The organism is Novosphingobium olei, from assembly GCF_012927405.1.
In the GTDB taxonomy this organism is placed as follows: domain Bacteria; phylum Pseudomonadota; class Alphaproteobacteria; order Sphingomonadales; family Sphingomonadaceae; genus Novosphingobium; species Novosphingobium olei.
On the sequence record NZ_JABBGM010000009.1, the window covers coordinates 34,722 to 54,688 of the forward strand.

Consider the following 19,967-nt stretch of genomic DNA (forward strand, 5'->3'; position numbering starts at 1 on the left):
GTAATTGCAACTCGAAAAATCAGAAGTCCTGCGGCTTCCAGTTGGGGATGCTCAGGCGGCGGACCTGAAACAGCAGGCTGCGCCCTTCCTGCCAGACGAGCTGGAGGCGTGGGTCGGGATTGCTGGGCAGGCCGGTGTCGATCAGCCAGACATAGTCCACACGCTCGATCGGCGCCTTGCTCAGCGCGTAATCGACCGTGCGCATCCGCCGCCCGGCGCAGCGCGGCGACCAGACGAATTCCGACGGATCTGCGGCGAAATTGCGGCCCGGGCGGAAGCGCGGGATCACCATGTGCAGGCCCGGCACCGCCCAGTTGTCGTTGACCCAGGCCTGGCGATAGAGGCTCGACAGGCTGGCGAGATGGTCGCGCCGGGTGTTGCGCCACGATTCCTCGAGGCAGGAATGTTCGACGAAGGCGAGCACGCGGCTGCCCGGTTCGACATGGTGCAGCGCGGCCAGCTGCTTGCGGTAATCGTCGGCGTAGTCGGCAAAGCTTGCGCCCGTCACCACGAGGCGGACGGCCAGCAGCAGCATGCCGGCGGTGGCCACGATGCGCGCGCGCTTGTCGCCCGCCTGGCTCCAGTCCTGCAGCCCGAGCGCGAGCATGGCCGCGACCGGGAGCAGGCGCACGTCGACGAAGGCGCTGCCGTTGATGTCGCTGGGGATGGCGATGAACAGCAGGAACACCAGCAGGCCGGGCATGCCCAGCTGCCACTTCCAGCGCGCGCCGAAGGCCCAGCCGAACGCGATCAGGACGAAGCACAGGAACGTCGTGGCGCCATCGAGCAGCAGCGACTGGTCGCGCAGCGTGAGCACGAGGTACCAGGCCTTCTGGTCCCAGCGCCAGCGGTTGAGACTGCGCACCGGCTCGGGCGACAGGTACTTCCACAGCACGATGGTGATGACCGTGGCGAGCAGCGGCCAGCACAGGATCCACAGGCGCAGGGCGATCGCCTTCCAGTCCAGCTCTTTTGCAAGCTGGCGCGCGTTGGCGGGCTTCCACCAGCCGGCGGGCAGGCGGTCGATCTCTCGCCCGAAGGCATTGGCGGCGACCAGCAGCGCCAGCAGCATGCCGCCGATCGCGTGGCACAGCATCGCCACCGGCTGCGCCACGATCAGCAGGATCGCGCGGTTGCGCGGCTGCTTTTCGAGCCACACCGCAGCGGCGAAGGCGCTGAGGGAAAGGCCGGTGGCCAGGATGTAATTGAGGAAGCCCGTCAGCAGCGGGAAGCTGAACACGAACATCAGCGCCCAGGCCGCGCCATGCCCGCCCTTGGGGTTGAGCATGCGAATCGTGGCGAGCCCGCCGCCCGCGAACAGGCCGGTTGCCAGCACCGTGCTCCACCAGCCGGCGGCCAGAATGCCGAACTGCGCGCCCAGCACCTTCATCAGCACACCGCCGCCGATGTTGAGCGTGAACACCCACTTCCAGCTGAAGTACTTTTCCAGCGGGCTGTTGGGGCCGGCAGCCTCGATCGCGGCGGCGCCCATGTGGCCGGGCACGTCGATCAGCGGCGGCACTTCGACCAGCGCGAAGGGCAGGCAGATCGCGAGCACGAGCAACACGATTCCCGGACCACTGAGCCAGGGCAGGGTGCCGGCGCGGTCCCACAGGGCACGTATCACCGACGAGAAGGATTTGTCGCGGACTTGCATCAACGCTTGCGCGGGCCTCTGTGCGCTGGCCGGAACTTGTCGATATCCGGCGTCGGTGGTTTGAGAAACGGGCGCGTCTGGTCTAGCCACCAGCGTCGTGACCCCTCATGCCCCAACTCCGATGATGGCGCAATATCTTGCGCTTAAAGAGCAGGCTGCCGACTGCCTGCTGTTCTACCGCATGGGCGACTTCTTCGAGCTGTTCTTCGACGATGCGAAGACCGCCGCGCAGGTGCTCGACATCGCGTTGACCAGCCGGGGCGAACATGGCGGCGCGCCGATCCCGATGTGCGGCGTGCCGGTCCATTCGGCCGAGGGCTACCTCGCCCGGCTTATCAAGGCCGGCTGCCGCGTCGCCATCGCCGAACAGACCGAAAGCCCCGAGGAAGCCAAGAAGCGCGGCGGATCGAAGGCGCTGGTCGCGCGTGACATCGTCCGCTTCGTCACCGCCGGCACGCTGACCGAAGAAGCGCTGCTCGAACCGCGCCGCGCCAACGTGCTCGCCGCGATCTGTCCGGTGCGCGATGGCATCGGCATTGCCGCCTGCGATATCTCGACCGGGCGCATGGAGCTGGAAGAGTGCGCGCCCGAAGCGATGGGTGCCGCGCTGGCCCGCCTTGGCGCCAGCGAAGTGGTGGCGCCCGAAGACTGGGCGGACGCGCCGTTCGAGATGGTGCCGCGCCCGGCCCGCAGCTTCGATTCCGCGCGCGGTGAAAGCCGGCTGAAGGACCTGCACGCCGTCGCCACGCTCGATGGCTTCGGACGCTTCAGCCGCGCCATGCTGGCCGCGGCCTGTGGTCTTGTCGACTATCTCGACCATGCGGGGCGGGGCAAGCTGCCGTTCCTGCTGCCGCCGGTGGTGCGCGAGGCGGGCGGCCACATGGCGATGGACGAGGCGACGCGGGCGAGCCTCGAAATTCTGTCGAGCACCACCGGCGGGCGGCGCGGCAGTCTGGTCGAGGCGATCGACCGCTGCGTTACCGGGGCGGGCGCGCGCCTGCTGGCCGAGGACCTTTCGGCGCCGCTGACCGATCCTGCGGCGATTCGCGAACGGCTGGAACTGGTGAGCTGGTTCCATGACGATCCGCTGCTGCGCGGCGACGTGCGCGCGATCCTGCGCGCGGCGCCCGATGTTGGCCGCGCGCTCGGCCGTGTGGTGGCGGGGCGCGGAAGCCCGCGTGATCTCGGCCAGTTGCGCGATGGCCTGTCCGAAGCGCTGCGCCTGCGCGACCTGCTGTTCGCCCGCGCCGATCGCCCCGCCCTGGCCGATGGGCTGCTGCCATCGCTGGGCGGCCACGGCGCGCTGGTCGATCTGTTCGCCCGCGCGCTCGTTCCCGCGCCGCCGACCGAGCGGGGGCAGGGCGGCTTCATCGCCGAAGGATATGACGCCGCACTGGACGAACTGCGCCGCTCGGCGGGCAATTCGCGCCGCGCGATCGCCGCGCTGGAGGCGAAGTACCGCGACGAAACCGGCGTCGCGGCCCTCAAGATCCGGCATAACGGCGTGCTCGGCTATTTCATCGAAGTGCCGGCCAAGCACGCCGACCGGCTGATGCAGCCCGATTCGGGCTTCACCCACCGCCAGACGATGGCGGGGGCGGTGCGCTTCAACGCGCTCGCCCTGCACGAGGAGGCGAGCCGCATCGCCGAATCGGGCGGCCACGCGCTCGCCGCCGAAGAGGCGCATTTCGAGGATCTGGTGGGCCAAGCCGTCGCCCGGCGTGAAGCGATTGCGGCGACCGCTGCGGCGCTTGCCCGGCTCGACGTTGCCGCAGGACAGGCGGAACGCGCGGCCGAAGGGGGCTGGAGCCTGCCCCGGGTGGTCGATGAACCCTGCCTCGATATCGTCGGTGGGCGGCACCCGGTGGTGGAAGCCGCGCTGGCCGCCAAAGGCGAGCGTTTCGTGGCCAACGACTGTGCGTTGTCCAGCCATGACCGGCTGTGGCTGATCGGCGGGCCCAACATGGGCGGCAAGTCCACCTTCCTGCGCCAGAACGCGCTGATCGTACTGCTGGCGCAGGCGGGCGGCTTCGTCCCGGCGACGAGCGCGACGGTGGGCCTGGTCGACCGCCTGTTCAGCCGGGTCGGCGCGGCCGACAACCTCGCGCGTGGGCGCTCGACCTTCATGGTCGAGATGGTCGAGACGGCGGCGATTCTGGCGCAGGCGACCGAGCGCAGCTTCGTGATTCTCGATGAAGTGGGGCGCGGCACGTCGACCTACGACGGCCTCGCGCTCGCCTGGGCCGTGGCCGAGGCGGTGCACGAGGTGAACCGCAGCCGCTGCCTGTTCGCCACGCACTACCACGAACTCGCGCGGCTCGCAGAAACCTGCCCGGCGCTTTCGCTCCACCACGTGCGGGCGCGCGAATGGAAGGGCGATCTCGTCCTGCTGCACGAACTGGCCGAAGGGCCCGCCGACAAGAGCTACGGCCTTGCCGTGGCGCGGCTGGCCGGGGTGCCCGCGCCCGTGGTCAAGCGGGCGAAGGCGGTGCTCGACAAGCTGGAGAAAGGGCGCGCGGCGACCGGCGGGCTGGCCGCAGGGCTGGGCGAGCTGCCCCTGTTCGCCGCCGCGATCGAGGCGGCCGAGGAAAAGGTCGATGCGCTGCGGGAGAAGCTCGACGCTGTCGATATCGATTCGCTTTCCCCTCGCGCGGCGCTCGATCTGCTGTACGAACTGAAGCGGGACATCTGACCGTGCGTGCGCTGCGCCTGATCCTGCTGGCCCTGTTTGCGGCCCTGGCGGTTCCGGCCAGCGCGGCGCCCCCTGCCACGAACGGCGTGCTGGTCGACCAGGAACTCTATCGCGCCGTCACCGAACGGGTGCGCCACGGCGAGGGCTTCTATCCCGCCACGATCACCGAACAGCGGGCGCGCAGCTACCCGGTGCGTCCGGCGCTGGCGGTGCGGCCGCCGACGCTGGCCTATGCGCTCGCGCTGCTGCCTTCGACGCCGGCCCGCACCGGGGCGCTCGTGCTGCTGCTGTTCGCGACGCTCGTCGTCCTGCGCCGCACCCTGGCGGATCGACCGGCGCCCGATGCGCTGGCGACGATCGCGCTGACGCTGACCGGGCTGTTCGGTGCCTTCTTCCCCGGTGCCGCTTATCTCCACGAACAATGGAGCGTGTTGCTGCTGCTGCTGTCGCTGTGCGCGTCGCGAAAGCCGGTATTGATGGTCGGCCTCGCCTTTCTCGCAGTGCTGGTTCGCGAAACCGCGCTCGCCTGGCTTGCGGCGATGGTGCTGGTGGCGCTGTGGCGGCGCGACTGGCGGCTGGCCGGCCTTGCCAGCGGCGCGATCGCGGCAGCGGGCGGACTGTGGCTGGTCCATGCCCACTTCGCTGCAGCGCAGGTGACCGCCGCCGACGTCGCCTCGCCCGGCTGGGTCCGGTTCCAGGGGCTGACGCTGGTGATCGACGCACTGCGCCGCAACCTTGCGCTCTATCCGCTGCCCGGCTGGCTGCTGCTCGGCGTGGTGGCCGCCTCGCTGCTCGCCATGCTGCGCTGGGGAGAAGCGCGCGAGCGCATCGCGGCTGTCGGCAGCGCCGGCTTCATCGCTGCGCTGACCGTCTTCGGGCGCGAGGACAACGGCTACTGGGGCTTCATGATTGCTCCGTTCGTGCTGTGGGGCGTGCCGCTGATGGTCCGTTCGGTCGCGGCCCGGCTGCTGATGCCGACGCCGGATCGCGCCTGACGCCCTTTTTGCGCCGCGGTTGACGGCACAGGCGATGTGACCGACACTCGCGTGCGATTTCGGGGGGAATCGCCATGCACACCGCTATCCTGCCTCGCCGTGCCCTTCGGGCCGAGCGCGACTACTTTCTGGCTTTCATCATTCTGGGGGTGATCGGCGTCCTGCTCGGATTTGCGCCGCCAAGCTGGCTGCGTTTCCAAGGCCAAGCCGATTATCCCGCACCGCTCGCGCTGCAAATCCACGCCGGGCTGTTCCTCGGCTGGGTCGCGCTCATCACCACGCAGGTGCTGTTCGTGCGGCAAGGCCAGATCGGGCTGCATCGGCGGTTGGGCGCGTTCGGCGCGGCACTCATCCCGGCTATGGCGATCAGCAGCGTCTTTGCCGAAACCTATAGCGAGAAGTTCGCTGCCATCCACGCACCCGGCCAACAGCGGTTCCTGATCATACCGATCTTCTCGCTGGGCCTGTTCCTCGTCTTCACGATCGCCGGCCTTGTCCTGCGACGCGACGCCGAACTGCACCGCCGTCTGATCTTTCTCGGCACCGCCCTTCTGTTCGGCGCGGCATAGTCGCGAGTGACCGGTCCCTTGCTCAAGCCGTACATGGCGTATCACGGCATGGGGTTCTTCATCCGCCGCTTCCTGATGACCGATGTCCTGCTGGTACTGCTGGCGGTCATGGACTGGCGCGTGAAGGGCAGGCTCCAGCCGGTGACCGCCATCGGCATCACGGTGATCGTTGCGGCCGAGATCGTCATCACGCCGCTTTACTTCACCGACTGGTGGCTTGGCGTCACCGACACCATCCTCGCCGCATTCCCGGGGCCTTGAGGCAGGCTAGACGCTGAGGAATATCCCGGCGAGCGCGGCGCTCATCAGGTTGGACAGCGCGCCCGCGATCAGCGCACGCATGCCGAGGCGGGCGATCACCGGGCGCTGGTTCGGCGCAAGGCCGCCGGTCACCGCCATCTGGATCGCTATCGAGCTGAAGTTGGCAAAGCCGCACAGCGCGAACGTGACGATGGCGACGGTATGCGGCGACAGCCCTTGCGCATTGCCGAGATCGATGAAGGCGACGAATTCGTTGAGCACCAGCTTGCTGCCGAACAGGCCGCCCGCCTGCATCGCTTGCGACCAGTCGGGCGCGCCGAGCAGCAGGAACACCGGCGCGAAGACATAGCCGAGCACCTGCTGGAACGAGAGTTCCGGATGACCGAACCAGCCGCCGATCCAGCCGAACATGCCGTTGGCAAGCGCGACCAGCGCGACGAAGGCGAGCACCATTGCGCCCACCGCCACGGCCAGCCGCACGCCGGTCTGCGCGCCCTGGCTGGCGGCCATGATGATGTTGGCGGGGCGCTCTTCCTCGGGCTCGACCGCGCCGGGAAGGGCTTGCGGGGCGAGCGGGTGGGGATCGGGCAGGTCGCCATCGGCGATGGCGGCGGGGGCGGGCGGTTCGTCGGGCATGACGATCTTGGCCATCAGCACGCCGCCCGGCGCGGACATGAAGGCCGCCGCGACGAGGTAGTCGATGCGGATGCCCATTGCGGCATAGGCGGCAAGGATCGTTCCGGCGACGCCGGCCATGCCCACGGTCATCACGCAGAACAGCTGCGAAGGGGCGAGTCCTGCCAGATAGGGCCGGATCACCAGCGGCGCTTCGCTTTGCCCGACAAAGATGTTCGAGGCCGCGCACAGCGCTTCGACCTTGCTGATCCCGGTGATCTTCTCCAGCGCGCCGCCGATCCAGCGGATCACCAGCTGCATCACGCCGATGTAGTAGAGGATCGAGATCAGCGCCGCGAAGAACACGATCGTCGGCAGTGCCGAGATGGCGAAGCTGTGACCGCCGATTTCGGGCGCGGCGAGCGGGCCGAACAGGAACTGCACCCCGGCGCGGGCGAAGCCGAGCAGGCTTTCGACGCCGTGCGCCGCACCCTGCAACGCGGCATTGCCCGGCGGGAAATAGAGCACCAGCGCGGCAAGCCCTGCCTGCAGGGCAAAGGCGGGCGCCACCACCCGCAGCCGGATGGCGCGGCGGTTGGAGGACAGGACAACGGCGATGAGCAGGATGAGGACCATCCCGGCGAGGCTGAGGATCACGCGCATCGGCGGAACGGAAGCTCCGAAGCAAAAAGGGAAACTGGTTTCACCCGGTCCTAAACGGGATTTGGCAGAGGGTCAAAACATGGGTATCGGGCAGCGATGAAGGACAACGTTTCAGGCCTCGCTGCCGCTTCGCCCGCTGTTGCTTCGGGCGTGCCCCGCTCGCTTTTCGCGTTCGCGCTGCTCTACGGCGGGCTCGTCGTGCTGGCGGGCGTGCTTGGCACCAAGATCGCCTCGCTCGGCCACTGGCCGCTGCTGGGAGACCTCGCGGTTGAATCGGGTATCTTCGCGTTCCTGCTGCTGGTGGTGCTGGCGAGCGCGGTTGCCGAACTGTTCGGACAGGATACCGCCAACCGGCTAGTGCGCTTCGGCTTCGTGCCGCTGATCCTGTCGATGTGCCTGCTGACGTTCGTCATCCGCGTCGTTCCGCCGGCGCCGTTCTGGAGCGATCAGGACGCGTTTGCCCGGCTGCTCGGGCAGGGCGCGCGGATGCAGTTCGCGGGCCTCATCTCCTATGGAACGTCGCAGACGCTCAACGTCTATGTCTTTTCCCGGCTGGCCGGCGGGCAGGGGAACCTGCTGATGGTGCGCGCCTGGATCGCCAGCATGTTGAGCCAGGTCGTCGACACGCTGATCTTCATCACCATCTCGTTCTGGGGCGTGGCGGATGCCTCGGGCCAGCCGCTGCCACTGGGGGCGATGATGGAGGGGCAGATCATCGCCAAGCTGGTGCTTTCCACGGTGATGGTGCCACCGCTGATCTGGCTGTTCGTCCGCCTTGCCCGACGGCTCGACCGCGCATCCTGAATCACGATTCCGCTTTGATTTCGCCGCAGAGGGCGTAAGGGCGCGGGCCATTATGGCCACGAACATCGACCAGACCGACGCCTATCGCCAGTCCATGCTCGACAAGGCGGAAACGCTTATCGAAGCGCTGCCCTACCTGCAGCGATACGCCGGGCGCACCTTCGTGGTGAAGTACGGCGGCCACGCGATGGGCGATCCCGAGCTTGCCGAGGACTTCGCGCAGGACATCGTCCTGCTGAAGGCCTGCGGCATCAATCCGGTGGTGGTGCACGGTGGCGGGCCGCAGATCGGCCGGATGCTCAAGGCACTCGGCATCGAATCGCAGTTCGTCAACGGCCTGCGCGTGACCGACAAGCAGACCGCCGAAGTGGCCGAGATGGTCCTGGCCGGCGCGATCAACAAGGAACTGGTCAGCTGGATCAGCCGGGCCGGCGGCAAGGCGATCGGCATTTCGGGCAAGGACGGCGGCATGGTGCTGGCGCGCAAGGTCCAGTCCAAGGCGCCCAAGGCGATCGAAGAAGAAGGCGAGCCACTCGTCGTCGACCTGGGCTTCGTGGGCGAACCGGACCGGATCGACACCACGGTGATCGACACCGTTTGCGCGGCGGGCATGATCCCGGTGATCGCGCCGATCGGCGTTGGCCCGGATGGCGAAACCTACAACATCAACGCCGACACGATGGCCGGCGCGATTGCCGCCGCGCTGGGGGCATCGCGCCTGTTCCTGCTGACCGACGTTCCCGGCGTGCTCGACAAGGACAAGAATCTGCTCACCGACCTCAGCCCGGCCGACATTGCCATGCTGGCCGAAGACGGCACGATCCAAGGCGGCATGATCCCCAAGCTGGAAACCTGCGTCCACGCGGTGGAAGCAGGCTGCGAAGCCGCCGTGGTGCTCGATGGCCGGGTGCCGCACGCGATGCTGCTCGAAATCTTCACCTCGCGCGGCGCGGGCACGCTGATCCGCGCGTGATCGCGGCGCGGCGGCAGGCGGGAACCAATCCCGGCGCTGCTCGTCGCTGGCGCATGATCCGCGCAACCCTAGCCGCCGTCCTCGCGTCCGCGCTCGCCATCAACCTGTCGGGCTGCGATCGCCCGGTGCACGAACCGTCGCCGACCGATGCGCCTGACATCGCGGCGAGCATGGCGGCCCCGCCGACAATGCCGGCAAGCGCCGCCGACGCGGCCGCGCCCGTCCCTTCGGCCACGCCCACCGCCGAGATCGCCGCCCCGGGGCAGCCTTCGGCCTCGCGCGATCCGGCCGAAGTGCTTTCGGCCTGGGCCAAGGCCGTCGAGACGCGCGACTGGGCGACGGCGCGCGCCTACTGGGGCGATTACGGCAAGGGCAGCGGCCTTTCCGACAAGGCCTTCGCGGCCAAGTGGGCCAGCTTGCTCGATCCGCGCGTGACGATCGGCAAGGGCGAGCAGGAAGGCGCGGCCGGATCGCTCTACTACACCGCGCCCGTGCGGATCATCGACGGACCCCGCACCGTGCGCGGCAATGTCGTGCTGCGCCGGGTCAACGATGTCGACGGGGCGAGCGAGGAACAGCTGCGCTGGCACATCGAAAGCACCACGCTGGCGCCCTGAGCGCTTCCGAATTTCAGCTCATCCGTATTTTCCCAAAGGGCGGGTGTTTCCACGACGTGCGAAAATGCTCTAAGGGGCGCGGCATTCGCCCTGCGTGAAAGGACGCCTTGCGCATGCTGCTCTACACTCTCGTCCAGATGATCGATTATCTGGTCAACATCGTCAGCATGGTGGTGATCGTGCAGTTCGTGCTCGGCCTGCTGATCGCCTTCAATGTCGTCAACATGCAGAACAACGCGGTTGCGGCGATCTGGAAGGCGCTCAACGCCATTCTAGAACCGCTGCTCGCCCCCATCCGCCGCATGATGCCCGATACCGGGCAGATCGACTTTTCGCCGATGGTGCTGATCGTCCTGCTGAACCTGCTGTCGATCCTGCTCCGTGGCATCGCCGCGTCGGGCTACTGATACAGGAACGAAATCCATGACCGCTGCCGTCATCGACGGAAAGGCTTTTGCGGCCACCCTGCGCGCCCGCGTCGGCGAGCTTGCCCGTGCGTTCGAGCAGAAGGCCGGCCGCAAGGCAGGCCTCGCCGTGGTGCTGGTGGGCGAGGATCCCGCAAGCCAGGTCTATGTCCGTTCCAAGGGCAAGAGCGCGCTCGAGGCCGGCATGGCGAGCTTCGAGCACAAGCTGCCGGCAGACACCGCCGAGGCCGACCTGCTGGCGCTCGTCGAACAGCTCAATGCCGATGCCGCGGTCGATGGCATTCTCGTGCAGCTGCCGCTGCCGCCGCACATCGACGAGCAGAAGGTGATCGCGGCGATCGCGCCGGACAAGGATGTCGACGGCTTCCACGTGATCAACGCCGGGCGCCTTGCGGTGGGCCAGCCCGGCTACGTGCCGTGCACGCCGCTCGGCTGCCTGATGCTGCTCAAGGACAAGCTGGGCGATCTCTCCGGGCTCGATGCCGTGGTCATCGGCCGTTCGAACATCGTCGGCAAGCCGATGGCGCAGCTGCTGCTCGCCGAAAGCTGCACGGTGACGATCGCGCACAGCCGGACCAAGGACCTGTCCAGCGTTGTGCGCCGCGCCGATATTGTCGTGGCGGCGGTGGGCCGGCCCGAGATGGTGAAGGCTGACTGGATCAAGCCCGGCGCCACCGTAATCGACGTCGGCATCAACCGCGTTCCAGCGGCCGAGGAAGGCAAGACCCGCCTGGTCGGCGATGTCGATTATCACGGCGTTGCCGAAGTCGCCGGCGCGATCACGCCGGTGCCGGGCGGCGTGGGGCCGATGACCATCGCCGTCCTGCTGCGCAACGCGCTCGTCGCGGCCTATCGCCACGAAGGCATCGAACTCGCCGCCGACGCGATCTGAGCCGCAGAAGGGCGCTGGCGCCGGCGAAGCAGGGGTGGGCAGCGCGGTTCCTTTCGGTTAGGTTCCAGGCCATGAAGCGCCTGATCCCGCTCGCCATTCCGGCCCTCCTGCTCGTCCTTGCCGTTGCCGGTCCCGCCGATGCGCAGCGCCCTCCGCGCGGGATGATGCGGCCGCTTGCCAATCCGAGCGCGCTGATCGCGGCGGACATCGCCTTTTCGCGCCTTGCGCAGGACAAGGGCAAGGCGAAGGCCTTCGCAGAGACTGCGACCAAGGAGGCCGAGATGTTCGGGCCGCAGCGCGTTCCTGTCGCCGAATGGCTCAAGCGCAACGACGATGGTGCCGCGCTCAAGTGGCAGCCGCACGGCGCCTGGATCAGCTGCGACGGCAGCGCGGGGGTGACGCGCGGCGCGTGGCAGTCGAACACCGCCAGTGGCTGGTACACCACCATCTGGCAGCAGCAGAAGAAGGGCGATTACAAGTGGGCGCTTGATCAGGGCAGCGCCACCGCAAAGCCGGTTGAGGCGCCCGATTTCCTTGAAGGCCGCATTGCCGACTGCCCCGCGCGGTCTGCTCCGCCGGGCGCCGGCGCCATCCCCGGTGGCGAGGGTCCGCCGCGCGGCAAGCGCCCGCCGCCGGGCGATGGCAAGGATGTGCCCCTGCCGCCGCTGGCCGGCCCGATCCCCGCGCTGTCGGCGGCTGCTGGCGCGGATGCCAAGGACGGCCGGTCGCGCGATGGTACGCTCGCCTGGCGGTCCGTCGTGCTGCCGGACGGCGCGCGCGACTTTACCGTGTGGTTGTGGAAGGATGGGGCGATGACGCCGGTCATCCAGACCCATGCCGATGCGGCCAAGGCGGCGGGCTGACGCGATGCTCCAGCTGTTCGTCTCGGCCTTCGTCACGCTGTTCGTGGTGATCGATCCACCCGGCTGCGCCCCGATCTACGCCGGGCTCACCGCCAATGCGAGCGCGCGCCAGGCGTTCTCGATGGCCCTGCGCGCCTGCCTGATCGCCACGGGCATCCTGCTCGTGTTCGCGTTGTTTGGAGAGGATCTGCTCGGCGCGCTGCATATCGAGCTCGACAGCTTCCGCATCGCGGGCGGCATCATGCTATTCCTGATCGCGCTCGACATGGTGTTCGAAAAGCGCACCGAACGCCGTGAGGAGCGGGCCGAAAAGGTGCGCACCGCCCAGCCCCATGTCGAGGACGTGTCGGTGTTTCCGATGGCCATGCCGATGCTGGCCGGGCCCGGCTCCATCGCCTCGGTCATGCTGCTGACCGCGCGCGCCAAGGGCATCGAGGAAACCGGCGTGATCCTCGCCGCGCTGGCGCTGGTCATGGTGCTGAGCTTCCTGGCGCTGGTGGCCGCGCGCCCGATCATCCGCGTGCTCGGCGCGCAGGTGGAGGCGGTGGTGACGCGCCTGCTGGGCGTTCTGCTGGCAGCGCTTGCAGCGCAATTCGTGATCGACGGCATCCAGGCCCAGTTCTGAGCCACGCCGGCAGGTTGTCCCGTAACGGTGCAGCGCGCGGTCGGGCGCGGGAACCGGGATGACGGTTCGACCATTTGGCGATACCCCGGGGCAATGCACCGGATACTTGCCATGCTGAGCCAGATCGAATCCCGGATGAGCCGCCACCGCGCCGCGCGCGTGCAGCTGATGCTCCTTGGTGTCGCCATGCTTCTGGCGATCCCGGCGGGCGCGGTCTTCGCGCAGGCCGGGATGACGCCCTACACCCTCGTCGAAAGCGGCCAGCGCTTTGGAACGCTGCAGCAGGCGGTCAATGCCGTCGGCGAAGGGTCGGGCACCATCTCGATCGCGCCGGGCGCCTGGCGGGATTGCGCGGTGCAGACCACCGGCGACGTTGCGTACATCGCCGAAGTCCCGGGCAAGGTCGCCTTCGACGGGCAGACCTGCGAAGGCAAGGCGGCGCTGGTCATGCGCGGGCGTTCGATGCGCGTGGAAGGCGTAACCTTCCAGAACCTGCGCGTGCCCGAAGGCAATGGCGCGGGCATCCGGCTCGAACACGGCAACCTTACCGTGCGGCAGGCCTGGTTCCGCGACAGCGAGGAGGGCATTCTCTCCGCCGAGGACCCCACGGGCACCGTGCTGATCGAAAAGTCCACGTTTTCGCGCCTTGGCCGCTGCGACCGGGGCCTGTCGTGCGCGCACTCGGTCTATTTCGCCAATTACGGCAATGTCGTGATCCGCCGCAGCCGCTTCGAGGAGGGCCGCGGGGGCCACTACGTCAAGAGCCATGCGGCGCGGATCGAGGTGGTCGATTCGAGCTTCGACGACAGCCGGGGCAAGACGACCAACTACATGATCGACCTGTCGGTCGGCGCGACCGGCCTCATTACCGGCAACTGGTTCGTGCAGGGCAAGGACAAGGAAAACTACAGCGCCTTCATCGCCAACGGCGCCGAAGGGCATAACCATTCCGCCGCCGGGCTGACGATCAAGGACAACGTCGCGCGCCTCGCCCCCGGTGTAGATCGCAACACTGTGTTTTTCGCAGACTGGACCGGCGATGCCACCAAGCTTGGCGCAAATACGCTGGGGCCGGGCCTTAAGCCCTTCGAAAAGCGCTGATCGGCTTGGCCTTTTGCGGCATCGTGCCTAGATTGACCGTGTGACCCGTCGCCGTCCCTTCCGCCTGTGGGCCATTCTGCTGGTCCTCGTCGTTGCGCTGCAGGCGCTGGCGCCGATGGGTGGTGGCCTGTCGCTGCGGTCGGGCTCTGCTTTCAGTGCCGACACGGTCGAGGTTGCGGTAGCGCCTGCGCGGCGGGTGGCAGAGGCTGCCGTAGCCCCGTTGCCGGCGCCCCTGCCGACTGTCGCGGCACTGGTGATTCCGCTTTCTCTCATGCTCGTCGCGACCTGGCGTCCCAAGCCCCGGCAGACCGCGCCCCCGCGTCTTGATCCAGCCTTTCCGCAAAGGCTCGAACCCCGCGCACCGCCTCGCCCCTGAACGATCCCGACTGCACCCTTCGCGGGGTGCCCCATGGACGTCTTTCAGGATACGAGACCGATGAACGAACTGAATTCGAGCGCGATCGCGCTTGCCCGGCGCGCCCATGTCGAGGCGTTGCTGGCCGCTTACCCCGATGTCACCCCCACGGAACACACGCTGCTGGTGAACTGGTTCCGCAAGGAGGCAAGCTCGCTGGACATCGGAATGGTTGCCAGCAACCCGGACATCGCGCGCGGCTATCGCCTGTTCCGCCAGCAGCATGTCGACCGCTTCACGCTGGCTGACCTGGGCAAGGGCCTGGCCTTTGCCAGCGCGATGATCGTGCTGTGCGGACTGATGCTGTTCCGCGCGTTCTGAGCGGGCCTTGGGGAGGGGCGCTTTCCTAGCGCCTCTCCCTCACTTCAGGATGTGGCCGGTCCGGTCGCGCTTGGTCGCGAGATAGCGCGCGTTATGGGGATTGGCGGGCAACTGGTGCGCCACGCGCTCGATCACGTCGACGCCGACGGCCTGCAGGGCTGCCACCTTGGCCGGGTTGTTGGTCATCAGCCGGACGCGCTCCACGCCGAGCAGTTCCAGCATGCGCGCCGCGACCGGGAAGTCGCGCGCTTCGCTCGGCAGGCCCAGCCGCTCGTTGGCGTCGACCGTGTCGAAGCCCTGGTCCTGCAGCTCATAGGCGCGCAGCTTGTTGATCAGACCGATCCCGCGCCCTTCCTGCCGCAGGTAGAGCAGCACGCCCCAGCCTTCGTTGTCGCGCGCTTCGGCGGCCATCGCGCGCAGCGCTGCATCGAGCTGCGGGCCGCAGTCGCACTTCAGGCTGCCAAGGATGTCTCCGGTCAGGCATTCGCTGTGCAGCCGAACCAGCGGCGCGCGATCGCCGCGCTGTTCGCCGATCACCAGCGCCACGTGTTCGCGCAAGTCGTCACGCGCGCGGAAGGCGACGATCTGTGCTTCTTCGCAGGCATCGACCGGAAGCCGTGCCCGAGCCTGGATGGTAAGGTTGAGCGGATCCTTGAACCCGGCAAGATCGGACGCGGACACTTCCGCCGCGATTTCCGCGCCGCTGGAAAGTAGGAATGCGGGCAGGATGCCGGCAAGCCGCGCCATTTCCATCGCCGCGACGGCGGCCTCGCGGGCCTCTATGGCCTCGGCACGGAAGGGGCCGCGCAAGGGGTTGGCCAGATCGCGCGCCGGATCGGCAAGCGCCCGCGCGGTGTTGAGGCTGAAGGGTTCCGCGCCGTGGATGATCACCGGTGCTTCGGGCACGGCCGCGTCACGCTGGTTGGCGAGCTTGAGCGTCGCCGCGCGCGCGGCGGAGATCAGCAGCCGTGCCGCGTAAAGCCCGGGTTGCGCAAATCCCGTCTCGGCCGGCAGCAGATCGAGCGCGCCGCCATCGCCGTGGACGCGGATGGCCCAGCCGTGGCGCAGCGCATCCAGCGCGCGGGCAACGGCGCGCGCCTCGTTCAAAGCGACAGCTCCGTCACCAGTGGCACGTGGTCCGAAGGCTGGTCCCAGCGGCGCGTCTCCTCGACGAAGCGGTGCGAAAGCGACTGTGCCGCCACGTCCGGCGAGGCCCACATGTGGTCCAGCCGCCGGCCCTGGTCCTTCTGCCGCCAGTACGAACGGTACGACCACCACGAATAGTTTCGCTCCGGCGCCGGGATATGCTTGCGGCCGAGATCGACCCAGCCGTGCGCATCGGCGAAGCGCTGCAACGTCTCTACCTCCAGCGGAGTGTGGCTGACGACCTTGAGCAGCGCCTTGTGGTCGTAGACGTCGCTTTCCAGCGGCGCGATGTTGAAATCGCCGACGATCAGCGTCGGCTTGTCGAGCTTGTCCGCCCAGCGGGTCATGCGTTCGAGGAAATCGAGCTTCTGCCCGAACTTGGCATTCACCGTGCGGTCCGGGATGTCGCCGCCCGCCGGGATGTAGACATTCTCGAGGATCAGGCCCTGGCCCGGCCCGATCAGCTCTACGCCGACGTGGCGCGCCTCGCCATTGTCCTGCCAGTCGTGCCGGCCGATCTCGCGAAAGGGGATGCGGCTGACCGTGGCGACGCCGTGGTAGCCCTTCTGCCCGTGCACCGCGCGATGCGTGTAGCCGAGCCTTTCGAACACATCGTGGGGGAAGAGCGATTCGGCGGTCTTGATTTCCTGCAGGCAGAGGACGTCGGGCGCTTCCTGAGTCAGGAAGCGTTCGACCTGATCGGCGCGAAGGCGGACCGAATTGATGTTCCAAGTGGCGATGGAGATCATGCGCGCGGCTTTAGGGGGGATGCTCGGCGCGCGTCAAATCGGAACGGTATCGCGCCCCAAAAGGAAAACCCTCGTCCCGGGGGCATTGGGACGAGGGTTCCATGTGCGTTCGTCACGCGGTGACAAGCGGCTGGATGGAGGCCAGGCAACAGGGGGGAAACCCGCCTCGACCGTCTTGTCGAGGACCCTTCTAGGCGGGCCCCGCTTGCTGGGGGATGAACGTAAACGTCAGGAAATTCGCAAGTTGTCGCAGATCAGCGGCAACCCAACCCGGGATGGCGACGAATCGCCGGAATCAGTGGCGAACTTGCGGGCGGGGATCGTTCCAGCGGAAAGTGCTGTCCGGCACGGCGATGCCGTACTGCTGGTTCGACAGGCGCACGGTGGTGCGCTTGGCCTGTGAATCGAGCGCGATCCACGAATCGAGCTGCCATCCGCCCGGCGCACCCGCATTGCGGGTCATCACCAGCGTGATCGTGCCGTATTCGGGATGCTTGGGGTCCTTCACCGTCACGCTCAGCACATCGGGGTGCGACGTGGGGTTGAGCGTGGCGAACCGGGCCACGTCCTTGTTCGGATCGAGCAGGGCGCCCAGCGGGCTGTTGCGGATCGGCCAGCGTTGCACCTGCCGAACCTCGTAGTCGATCATGGTAAGCGCGCTGCCGTCCGACACGATCAGGAACGGCACGCCCTTCTGGTACTGGAAGCGGATGCGGCCGGGACGCTTGAGCGTCATCGTGCCCGAAATGCTCTGGCCGCCGCGGTCGGTCTGGACGAAGTCGGCACGCATCGTGCCAATCGCGCGCAAGGCGCCGACCGCCTGGTCGATCTGCGGGCTACGCGCGGCTTGCGCCAGCGCAGGGGTGGACAACGCAGAAAGGCCCGTGGCCGAAAGGGCCAGGGCCGTGCCGGCGAACGCCAGCGTGCGAAAGGATTTCAGGATCGTGTTCATCGCCGCTCCTTGCAGTGCCGGCGTTGAACTCCCCCTTAACCCCAAGGTTCCTGAACAGTGGACCCCGGGGCGTGCGGGAAAGGTGCGGGGCGCGCGCGCAGTGAATGCGCAGTCGGCTGTCCCCGGCGCGCCTTACTTGATCTTGGCTTCCTTGAACTCGACGTGCTTGCGCACGACCGGGTCGTACTTGCGGAAGGTCATCTTCTCGGTCGTGTTGCGCGGGTTCTTCTTGGTCACGTAGAAGAAGCCGGTGTCGGCGGTCGAGACCAGACGGATCTTGACGGTGGTGGGCTTTGCCATTGCTCGAAATCCTGAAACGAAAGCGGCGGCGCGTCGCCACGCCGCCTTCACAGGGCGCGGGCGTTGGGGGAGAATCGGGGGAAAGTCAAGGGGCGGGATAGGGGCAAAGCGGCTCGATCAGGCCGAACCGTTCCTTGCTTGGCGCCTCCTCCAGCGGCGCAAGCTCCAGCGGCTGTATCGGTAGCTGCGTGTCGGGCAGGCGATCCAGCAGGTCGCGGATCAACGTCAGGCGGCCGCGCCGCTGGTCGTTGAAGTCCACCAGCGTCCACGGCGCATGGGGCGTGTGCGTCGCCGCCAGCATCGCTTCGCGCGCCTTGGTATAGTCGTCGTAGTGCTTGCGCGCTTCCAGGTCGACCGGGGAGAGCTTCCAGCGCTTCATCGGATCGTCGCGCCGCTCGGCAAAGCGCTCCTCCTGCTCTTCCTGGTCGCAGCAGAGCCAGTACTTGAACAGCAGCAGGCCGTCCTCGGTCAGCAGCTTCTCGAAAACCGGGGCCTGCGACAGGAATGCGCGCACCTGCTCCTCGCTTGCGTACCCCATCACGCGCTCGACCCCGGCGCGGTTGTACCAGGAACGGTCGAACAGCACGATCTCGCCCGCGGCGGGCAGGTGGGGAACGTAGCGCTGGAAATACCATTGCCCCTGTTCGCGCTCGGTCGGCTTGGCGAGCGCGACGGTGCGCACCTGCCGTGGATTGAGCTTGGCCGACAGCGCGTTGATCACGCCGGTCTTGCCCGCGGTATCGCGCCCTTCCAGCAGGATCGCAATCCGCGCGCCCGTCCCTTGCGCCCAGCGCGCCATGGCGGACAGTTCCTCCTGAAGGTTTTCGAGAACGTCCTCATAGTCCTTGCGCTTCAGTTCGGTCATGGCAGCCCTTCGTGATACGGGAAGCCCTGTTTGCACCAATCGCGTTCCGGTGTAAAAAGTTGCGATGGAAACCGGTTTGGATGCCATCGACTCCGCCCGCCATGCTGGCCCTGAAGCTGGCAACGATGCTGGCCGCCACGCGGGCTTCACGCAGTTGCCCGATCCTTCGCCCGATGTGTTCACCGCGCCGCTCAAGCGGCCCGCCCATGTCGCCGCGGACTGGATCGAGCCTGCGCAGCATGCCTATGGCGCAGACGAGAACGCGGTGTGGGACGATCTGTTTGCGCGGCAGATGAAGGTCCTGCCCGGACGCGCGGCGAGCGCGTTCATGGCCGGCTTGGACAAGCTCGACCTCGGTCGCGGCGGCGTGCCCGATTTCGGCCGCCTGTCCGCGGAACTGGGCGCGCTCACCGGATGGAGCGTGGTGCCGGTGCCGATGCTGATTCCCGACCACGTGTTCTTCTGGCACCTTGCCAACCGTCGCTTTCCGGCGGGCAACTTCATCCGCAGCCGCGAAAATTTCGACTACATCGAAGAGCCGGACGTGTTCCACGACGTGTTCGGCCACGTGCCCATGCTGACCGATCCGACCTTTGCAGACTACATGCAGGCCTACGGCCGCGCCGGGTGGAAGGCGATGCGCCATAACCGGCTGAAGGCGCTCGGCGCGCTCTACTGGTACACGGTCGAATTCGGCCTGGTGGAAGAAGCGGGCGGGCTTCGCGCCTATGGAGCGGGCATTCTTTCGGGCCCCAGCGAGGTGGTCTTCGCGCTCGAGGCTCAGTCGCCCAACCGCATCTACCTCAACGTCGATCGCGTGATGCGCACTGATTACGTGATCGACGATCTGCAGCCGACCTATTTCGTGATCGAAAGCCTTGCCGATCTGTATCACCAGACCGTCGAGCGCGACTTCGACCGGCTGTATCGCGGACTGGGCCCGGGCTTTACCTATGCCAATACGGCGGTGATCGATATCGACAACGTCCACACGCGCGGCACGCTCGAATATCACCTGCGCGGCGGGAGAGCGTCGGGCGCGCGTCCGGTCTGAACGCGAAAACGGCGCCCGGTTGCCCGGACGCCGCCTGCTTGCCGAAAGACAGTTGTCCCGGGATCAGCCCGGGGTCTTGTCCATCTTGTCGGCCTGGTCTTCCATCTTGTCGGCCTTCTTTTCGCCCGCGTTGCGGACGGCGTCGGCCTTGTTCTCGAGCGCGTCCTCGGCAGCGCCGGTGGTCGCATCAGCCTGCGCGTCGATCGCATCGGCAGTGGCGTCAGCCGATTCGCGCACGGCGTCGGCCTTGTCCTCTGCGGCGTTTTCCTGCTTGGAATCGCAGGCGGCGAGGCTGAGGCCCATCGCGGCAACCGACGCGATCATCGCGCCCTTGATGAAGCTCTTCATGGCATTGTCCCCTTCTTGAAGAAGGGCGGCCACTTCAGGGCCGCCCTTTTGTGGTTGATCAGGAG

At 67.5% G+C, this 19,967-nt stretch carries 23 protein-coding genes; 15 read left to right on the forward strand and 8 right to left on the reverse strand.

From position 1 onward, the window contains the following. Positions 1 to 19: 19 nt before the first annotated feature. Positions 20 to 1,657: a hypothetical protein gene (locus tag HHL27_RS16765; RefSeq protein WP_169494538.1), complete on the reverse strand. Its 1,638-nt coding sequence runs from the start codon at positions 1,655 to 1,657 to the stop codon at positions 20 to 22. 121 nt (positions 1,658 to 1,778) lie between these two features. Here HHL27_RS16765 and mutS point away from each other — a divergent pair, with 121 nt between their 5' ends. From mutS to HHL27_RS16785, 4 genes are all read left to right on the forward strand, one after another. Further along, complete coding sequence (gene mutS, locus HHL27_RS16770) at positions 1,779 to 4,349, forward strand: DNA mismatch repair protein MutS (protein ID WP_169494539.1); 2,571 nt, start codon at positions 1,779 to 1,781, stop codon at positions 4,347 to 4,349. Positions 4,350 to 4,351: 2 nt separating this feature from the next. Next, a complete protein-coding gene (locus HHL27_RS16775) occupies positions 4,352 to 5,344 on the forward strand; it encodes a hypothetical protein (RefSeq protein WP_169494540.1) in 993 nt (330 codons plus the stop codon). A gap of 74 nt (positions 5,345 to 5,418) precedes the next feature. Next, entirely contained in the window at positions 5,419 to 5,913 is a 495-nt protein-coding gene (locus HHL27_RS16780; protein WP_169494541.1) for a hypothetical protein, read from the forward strand. Positions 5,914 to 5,919: 6 nt separating this feature from the next. Next, positions 5,920 to 6,174, forward strand: a complete 255-nt coding sequence (locus tag HHL27_RS16785; protein ID WP_169494542.1) for a hypothetical protein — start codon at positions 5,920 to 5,922, stop codon at positions 6,172 to 6,174. A 6-nt stretch (positions 6,175 to 6,180) separates the two neighbouring features. On the opposite strand, the gene HHL27_RS16790 is transcribed toward HHL27_RS16785, so the two are convergent. Next, on the reverse strand, positions 6,181 to 7,452 hold the full coding sequence (locus HHL27_RS16790; protein ID WP_169494543.1) for a NupC/NupG family nucleoside CNT transporter: 1,272 nt from the start codon (positions 7,450 to 7,452) through the stop codon (positions 6,181 to 6,183). A 96-nt stretch (positions 7,453 to 7,548) separates the two neighbouring features. Here HHL27_RS16790 and HHL27_RS16795 point away from each other — a divergent pair, with 96 nt between their 5' ends. From HHL27_RS16795 to HHL27_RS16840, 10 genes are all read left to right on the forward strand, one after another. After that, the gene (locus tag HHL27_RS16795) at positions 7,549 to 8,256 is read left to right on the forward strand and encodes a queuosine precursor transporter (RefSeq protein ID WP_169494544.1); all 708 of its coding nucleotides are present in this window, start codon (positions 7,549 to 7,551) and stop codon (positions 8,254 to 8,256) included. A gap of 52 nt (positions 8,257 to 8,308) precedes the next feature. Then, positions 8,309 to 9,229: an acetylglutamate kinase gene (argB, locus tag HHL27_RS16800; protein ID WP_169494545.1), complete on the forward strand. Its 921-nt coding sequence runs from the start codon at positions 8,309 to 8,311 to the stop codon at positions 9,227 to 9,229. Then, the gene (locus tag HHL27_RS16805) at positions 9,226 to 9,846 is read left to right on the forward strand and encodes a hypothetical protein (protein WP_169494546.1); all 621 of its coding nucleotides are present in this window, start codon (positions 9,226 to 9,228) and stop codon (positions 9,844 to 9,846) included. Before argB ends, HHL27_RS16805 begins: the two co-directional genes overlap by 4 nt. A 113-nt stretch (positions 9,847 to 9,959) precedes the next feature. Continuing rightward, the gene (locus HHL27_RS16810) at positions 9,960 to 10,253 is read left to right on the forward strand and encodes a YggT family protein (RefSeq protein WP_169494547.1); all 294 of its coding nucleotides are present in this window, start codon (positions 9,960 to 9,962) and stop codon (positions 10,251 to 10,253) included. A 16-nt stretch (positions 10,254 to 10,269) separates the two neighbouring features. Further along, the gene (gene folD, locus HHL27_RS16815) at positions 10,270 to 11,163 is read left to right on the forward strand and encodes a bifunctional methylenetetrahydrofolate dehydrogenase/methenyltetrahydrofolate cyclohydrolase FolD (protein WP_169494548.1); all 894 of its coding nucleotides are present in this window, start codon (positions 10,270 to 10,272) and stop codon (positions 11,161 to 11,163) included. 71 nt (positions 11,164 to 11,234) lie between these two features. Beyond that, positions 11,235 to 12,026: a hypothetical protein gene (locus HHL27_RS16820; protein ID WP_169494549.1), complete on the forward strand. Its 792-nt coding sequence runs from the start codon at positions 11,235 to 11,237 to the stop codon at positions 12,024 to 12,026. A gap of 4 nt (positions 12,027 to 12,030) precedes the next feature. Beyond that, a complete protein-coding gene (locus HHL27_RS16825) occupies positions 12,031 to 12,651 on the forward strand; it encodes a MarC family protein (protein WP_169494550.1) in 621 nt (206 codons plus the stop codon). 111 nt (positions 12,652 to 12,762) lie between these two features. After that, complete coding sequence (locus HHL27_RS16830) at positions 12,763 to 13,752, forward strand: right-handed parallel beta-helix repeat-containing protein (RefSeq protein WP_240959932.1); 990 nt, start codon at positions 12,763 to 12,765, stop codon at positions 13,750 to 13,752. 40 nt (positions 13,753 to 13,792) lie between these two features. Further along, positions 13,793 to 14,128, forward strand: a complete 336-nt coding sequence (locus tag HHL27_RS16835; protein ID WP_169494551.1) for a hypothetical protein — start codon at positions 13,793 to 13,795, stop codon at positions 14,126 to 14,128. Between the two features lie 60 nt (positions 14,129 to 14,188). Next, positions 14,189 to 14,488 (forward strand): hypothetical protein, encoded by a 300-nt coding sequence (locus tag HHL27_RS16840; RefSeq protein WP_169494552.1) that lies wholly within the window; start codon positions 14,189 to 14,191, stop codon positions 14,486 to 14,488. Between the two features lie 39 nt (positions 14,489 to 14,527). Here HHL27_RS16840 and ribA read toward each other — a convergent pair whose 3' ends face one another. From ribA to ppk2, 5 genes are all read right to left on the reverse strand, one after another. Further along, on the reverse strand, positions 14,528 to 15,595 hold the full coding sequence (gene ribA, locus HHL27_RS16845; protein ID WP_169494553.1) for a GTP cyclohydrolase II: 1,068 nt from the start codon (positions 15,593 to 15,595) through the stop codon (positions 14,528 to 14,530). Then, the gene (locus tag HHL27_RS16850; protein ID WP_169494554.1) at positions 15,592 to 16,383 is read right to left on the reverse strand and encodes an exodeoxyribonuclease III; all 792 of its coding nucleotides are present in this window, start codon (positions 16,381 to 16,383) and stop codon (positions 15,592 to 15,594) included. Before HHL27_RS16850 ends, ribA begins: the two co-directional genes overlap by 4 nt. Before the next feature lie 295 nt (positions 16,384 to 16,678). After that, positions 16,679 to 17,335 (reverse strand): LolA family protein, encoded by a 657-nt coding sequence (locus tag HHL27_RS16855; protein ID WP_169494555.1) that lies wholly within the window; start codon positions 17,333 to 17,335, stop codon positions 16,679 to 16,681. Positions 17,336 to 17,467: 132 nt separating this feature from the next. Further along, positions 17,468 to 17,635: a 50S ribosomal protein L33 gene (rpmG, locus tag HHL27_RS16860; RefSeq protein WP_011446825.1), complete on the reverse strand. Its 168-nt coding sequence runs from the start codon at positions 17,633 to 17,635 to the stop codon at positions 17,468 to 17,470. A gap of 85 nt (positions 17,636 to 17,720) precedes the next feature. Continuing rightward, positions 17,721 to 18,500, reverse strand: a complete 780-nt coding sequence (ppk2, locus tag HHL27_RS16865; RefSeq protein WP_169494556.1) for a polyphosphate kinase 2 — start codon at positions 18,498 to 18,500, stop codon at positions 17,721 to 17,723. A 154-nt stretch (positions 18,501 to 18,654) separates the two neighbouring features. Between ppk2 and phhA the strand changes: the two genes are divergently transcribed. Continuing rightward, entirely contained in the window at positions 18,655 to 19,554 is a 900-nt protein-coding gene (gene phhA / locus HHL27_RS16870; RefSeq protein WP_240959948.1) for a phenylalanine 4-monooxygenase, read from the forward strand. 63 nt (positions 19,555 to 19,617) lie between these two features. Here the strand turns inward: phhA and HHL27_RS16875 are convergent, their stop codons facing one another. Beyond that, positions 19,618 to 19,902 carry a hypothetical protein gene (locus HHL27_RS16875; protein WP_169494558.1) on the reverse strand — a complete coding sequence of 95 codons (285 nt, stop codon included), beginning with the start codon at positions 19,900 to 19,902 and terminating at the stop codon, positions 19,618 to 19,620. Positions 19,903 to 19,967: the final 65 nt, after the last annotated feature.

What these genes read in the sequence shown, in the direction of transcription:
- HHL27_RS16765 (WP_169494538.1), bottom strand. Translation starts at nt 1,657, where the DNA reads ATGCAAGTCCGCGACAAATCCTTCTCGTCGGTGATACGTGCCCTGTGG.
- mutS (WP_169494539.1), top strand. Translation starts at nt 1,779, where the DNA reads ATGATGGCGCAATATCTTGCGCTTAAAGAGCAGGCTGCCGACTGCCTG.
- HHL27_RS16780 (WP_169494541.1), top strand. Translation starts at nt 5,419, where the DNA reads ATGCACACCGCTATCCTGCCTCGCCGTGCCCTTCGGGCCGAGCGCGAC.
- HHL27_RS16790 (WP_169494543.1), bottom strand. Translation starts at nt 7,452, where the DNA reads ATGCGCGTGATCCTCAGCCTCGCCGGGATGGTCCTCATCCTGCTCATC.
- HHL27_RS16795 (WP_169494544.1), top strand. Translation starts at nt 7,549, where the DNA reads ATGAAGGACAACGTTTCAGGCCTCGCTGCCGCTTCGCCCGCTGTTGCT.
- argB (WP_169494545.1), top strand. Translation starts at nt 8,309, where the DNA reads ATGGCCACGAACATCGACCAGACCGACGCCTATCGCCAGTCCATGCTC.
- HHL27_RS16810 (WP_169494547.1), top strand. Translation starts at nt 9,960, where the DNA reads ATGCTGCTCTACACTCTCGTCCAGATGATCGATTATCTGGTCAACATC.
- folD (WP_169494548.1), top strand. Translation starts at nt 10,270, where the DNA reads ATGACCGCTGCCGTCATCGACGGAAAGGCTTTTGCGGCCACCCTGCGC.
- HHL27_RS16820 (WP_169494549.1), top strand. Translation starts at nt 11,235, where the DNA reads ATGAAGCGCCTGATCCCGCTCGCCATTCCGGCCCTCCTGCTCGTCCTT.
- HHL27_RS16825 (WP_169494550.1), top strand. Translation starts at nt 12,031, where the DNA reads ATGCTCCAGCTGTTCGTCTCGGCCTTCGTCACGCTGTTCGTGGTGATC.
- HHL27_RS16830 (WP_240959932.1), top strand. Translation starts at nt 12,763, where the DNA reads ATGCTGAGCCAGATCGAATCCCGGATGAGCCGCCACCGCGCCGCGCGC.
- HHL27_RS16840 (WP_169494552.1), top strand. Translation starts at nt 14,189, where the DNA reads ATGAACGAACTGAATTCGAGCGCGATCGCGCTTGCCCGGCGCGCCCAT.
- HHL27_RS16850 (WP_169494554.1), bottom strand. Translation starts at nt 16,383, where the DNA reads ATGATCTCCATCGCCACTTGGAACATCAATTCGGTCCGCCTTCGCGCC.
- HHL27_RS16855 (WP_169494555.1), bottom strand. Translation starts at nt 17,335, where the DNA reads ATGAACACGATCCTGAAATCCTTTCGCACGCTGGCGTTCGCCGGCACG.
- rpmG (WP_011446825.1), bottom strand. Translation starts at nt 17,635, where the DNA reads ATGGCAAAGCCCACCACCGTCAAGATCCGTCTGGTCTCGACCGCCGAC.
- ppk2 (WP_169494556.1), bottom strand. Translation starts at nt 18,500, where the DNA reads ATGACCGAACTGAAGCGCAAGGACTATGAGGACGTTCTCGAAAACCTT.
- HHL27_RS16875 (WP_169494558.1), bottom strand. Translation starts at nt 19,902, where the DNA reads ATGAAGAGCTTCATCAAGGGCGCGATGATCGCGTCGGTTGCCGCGATG.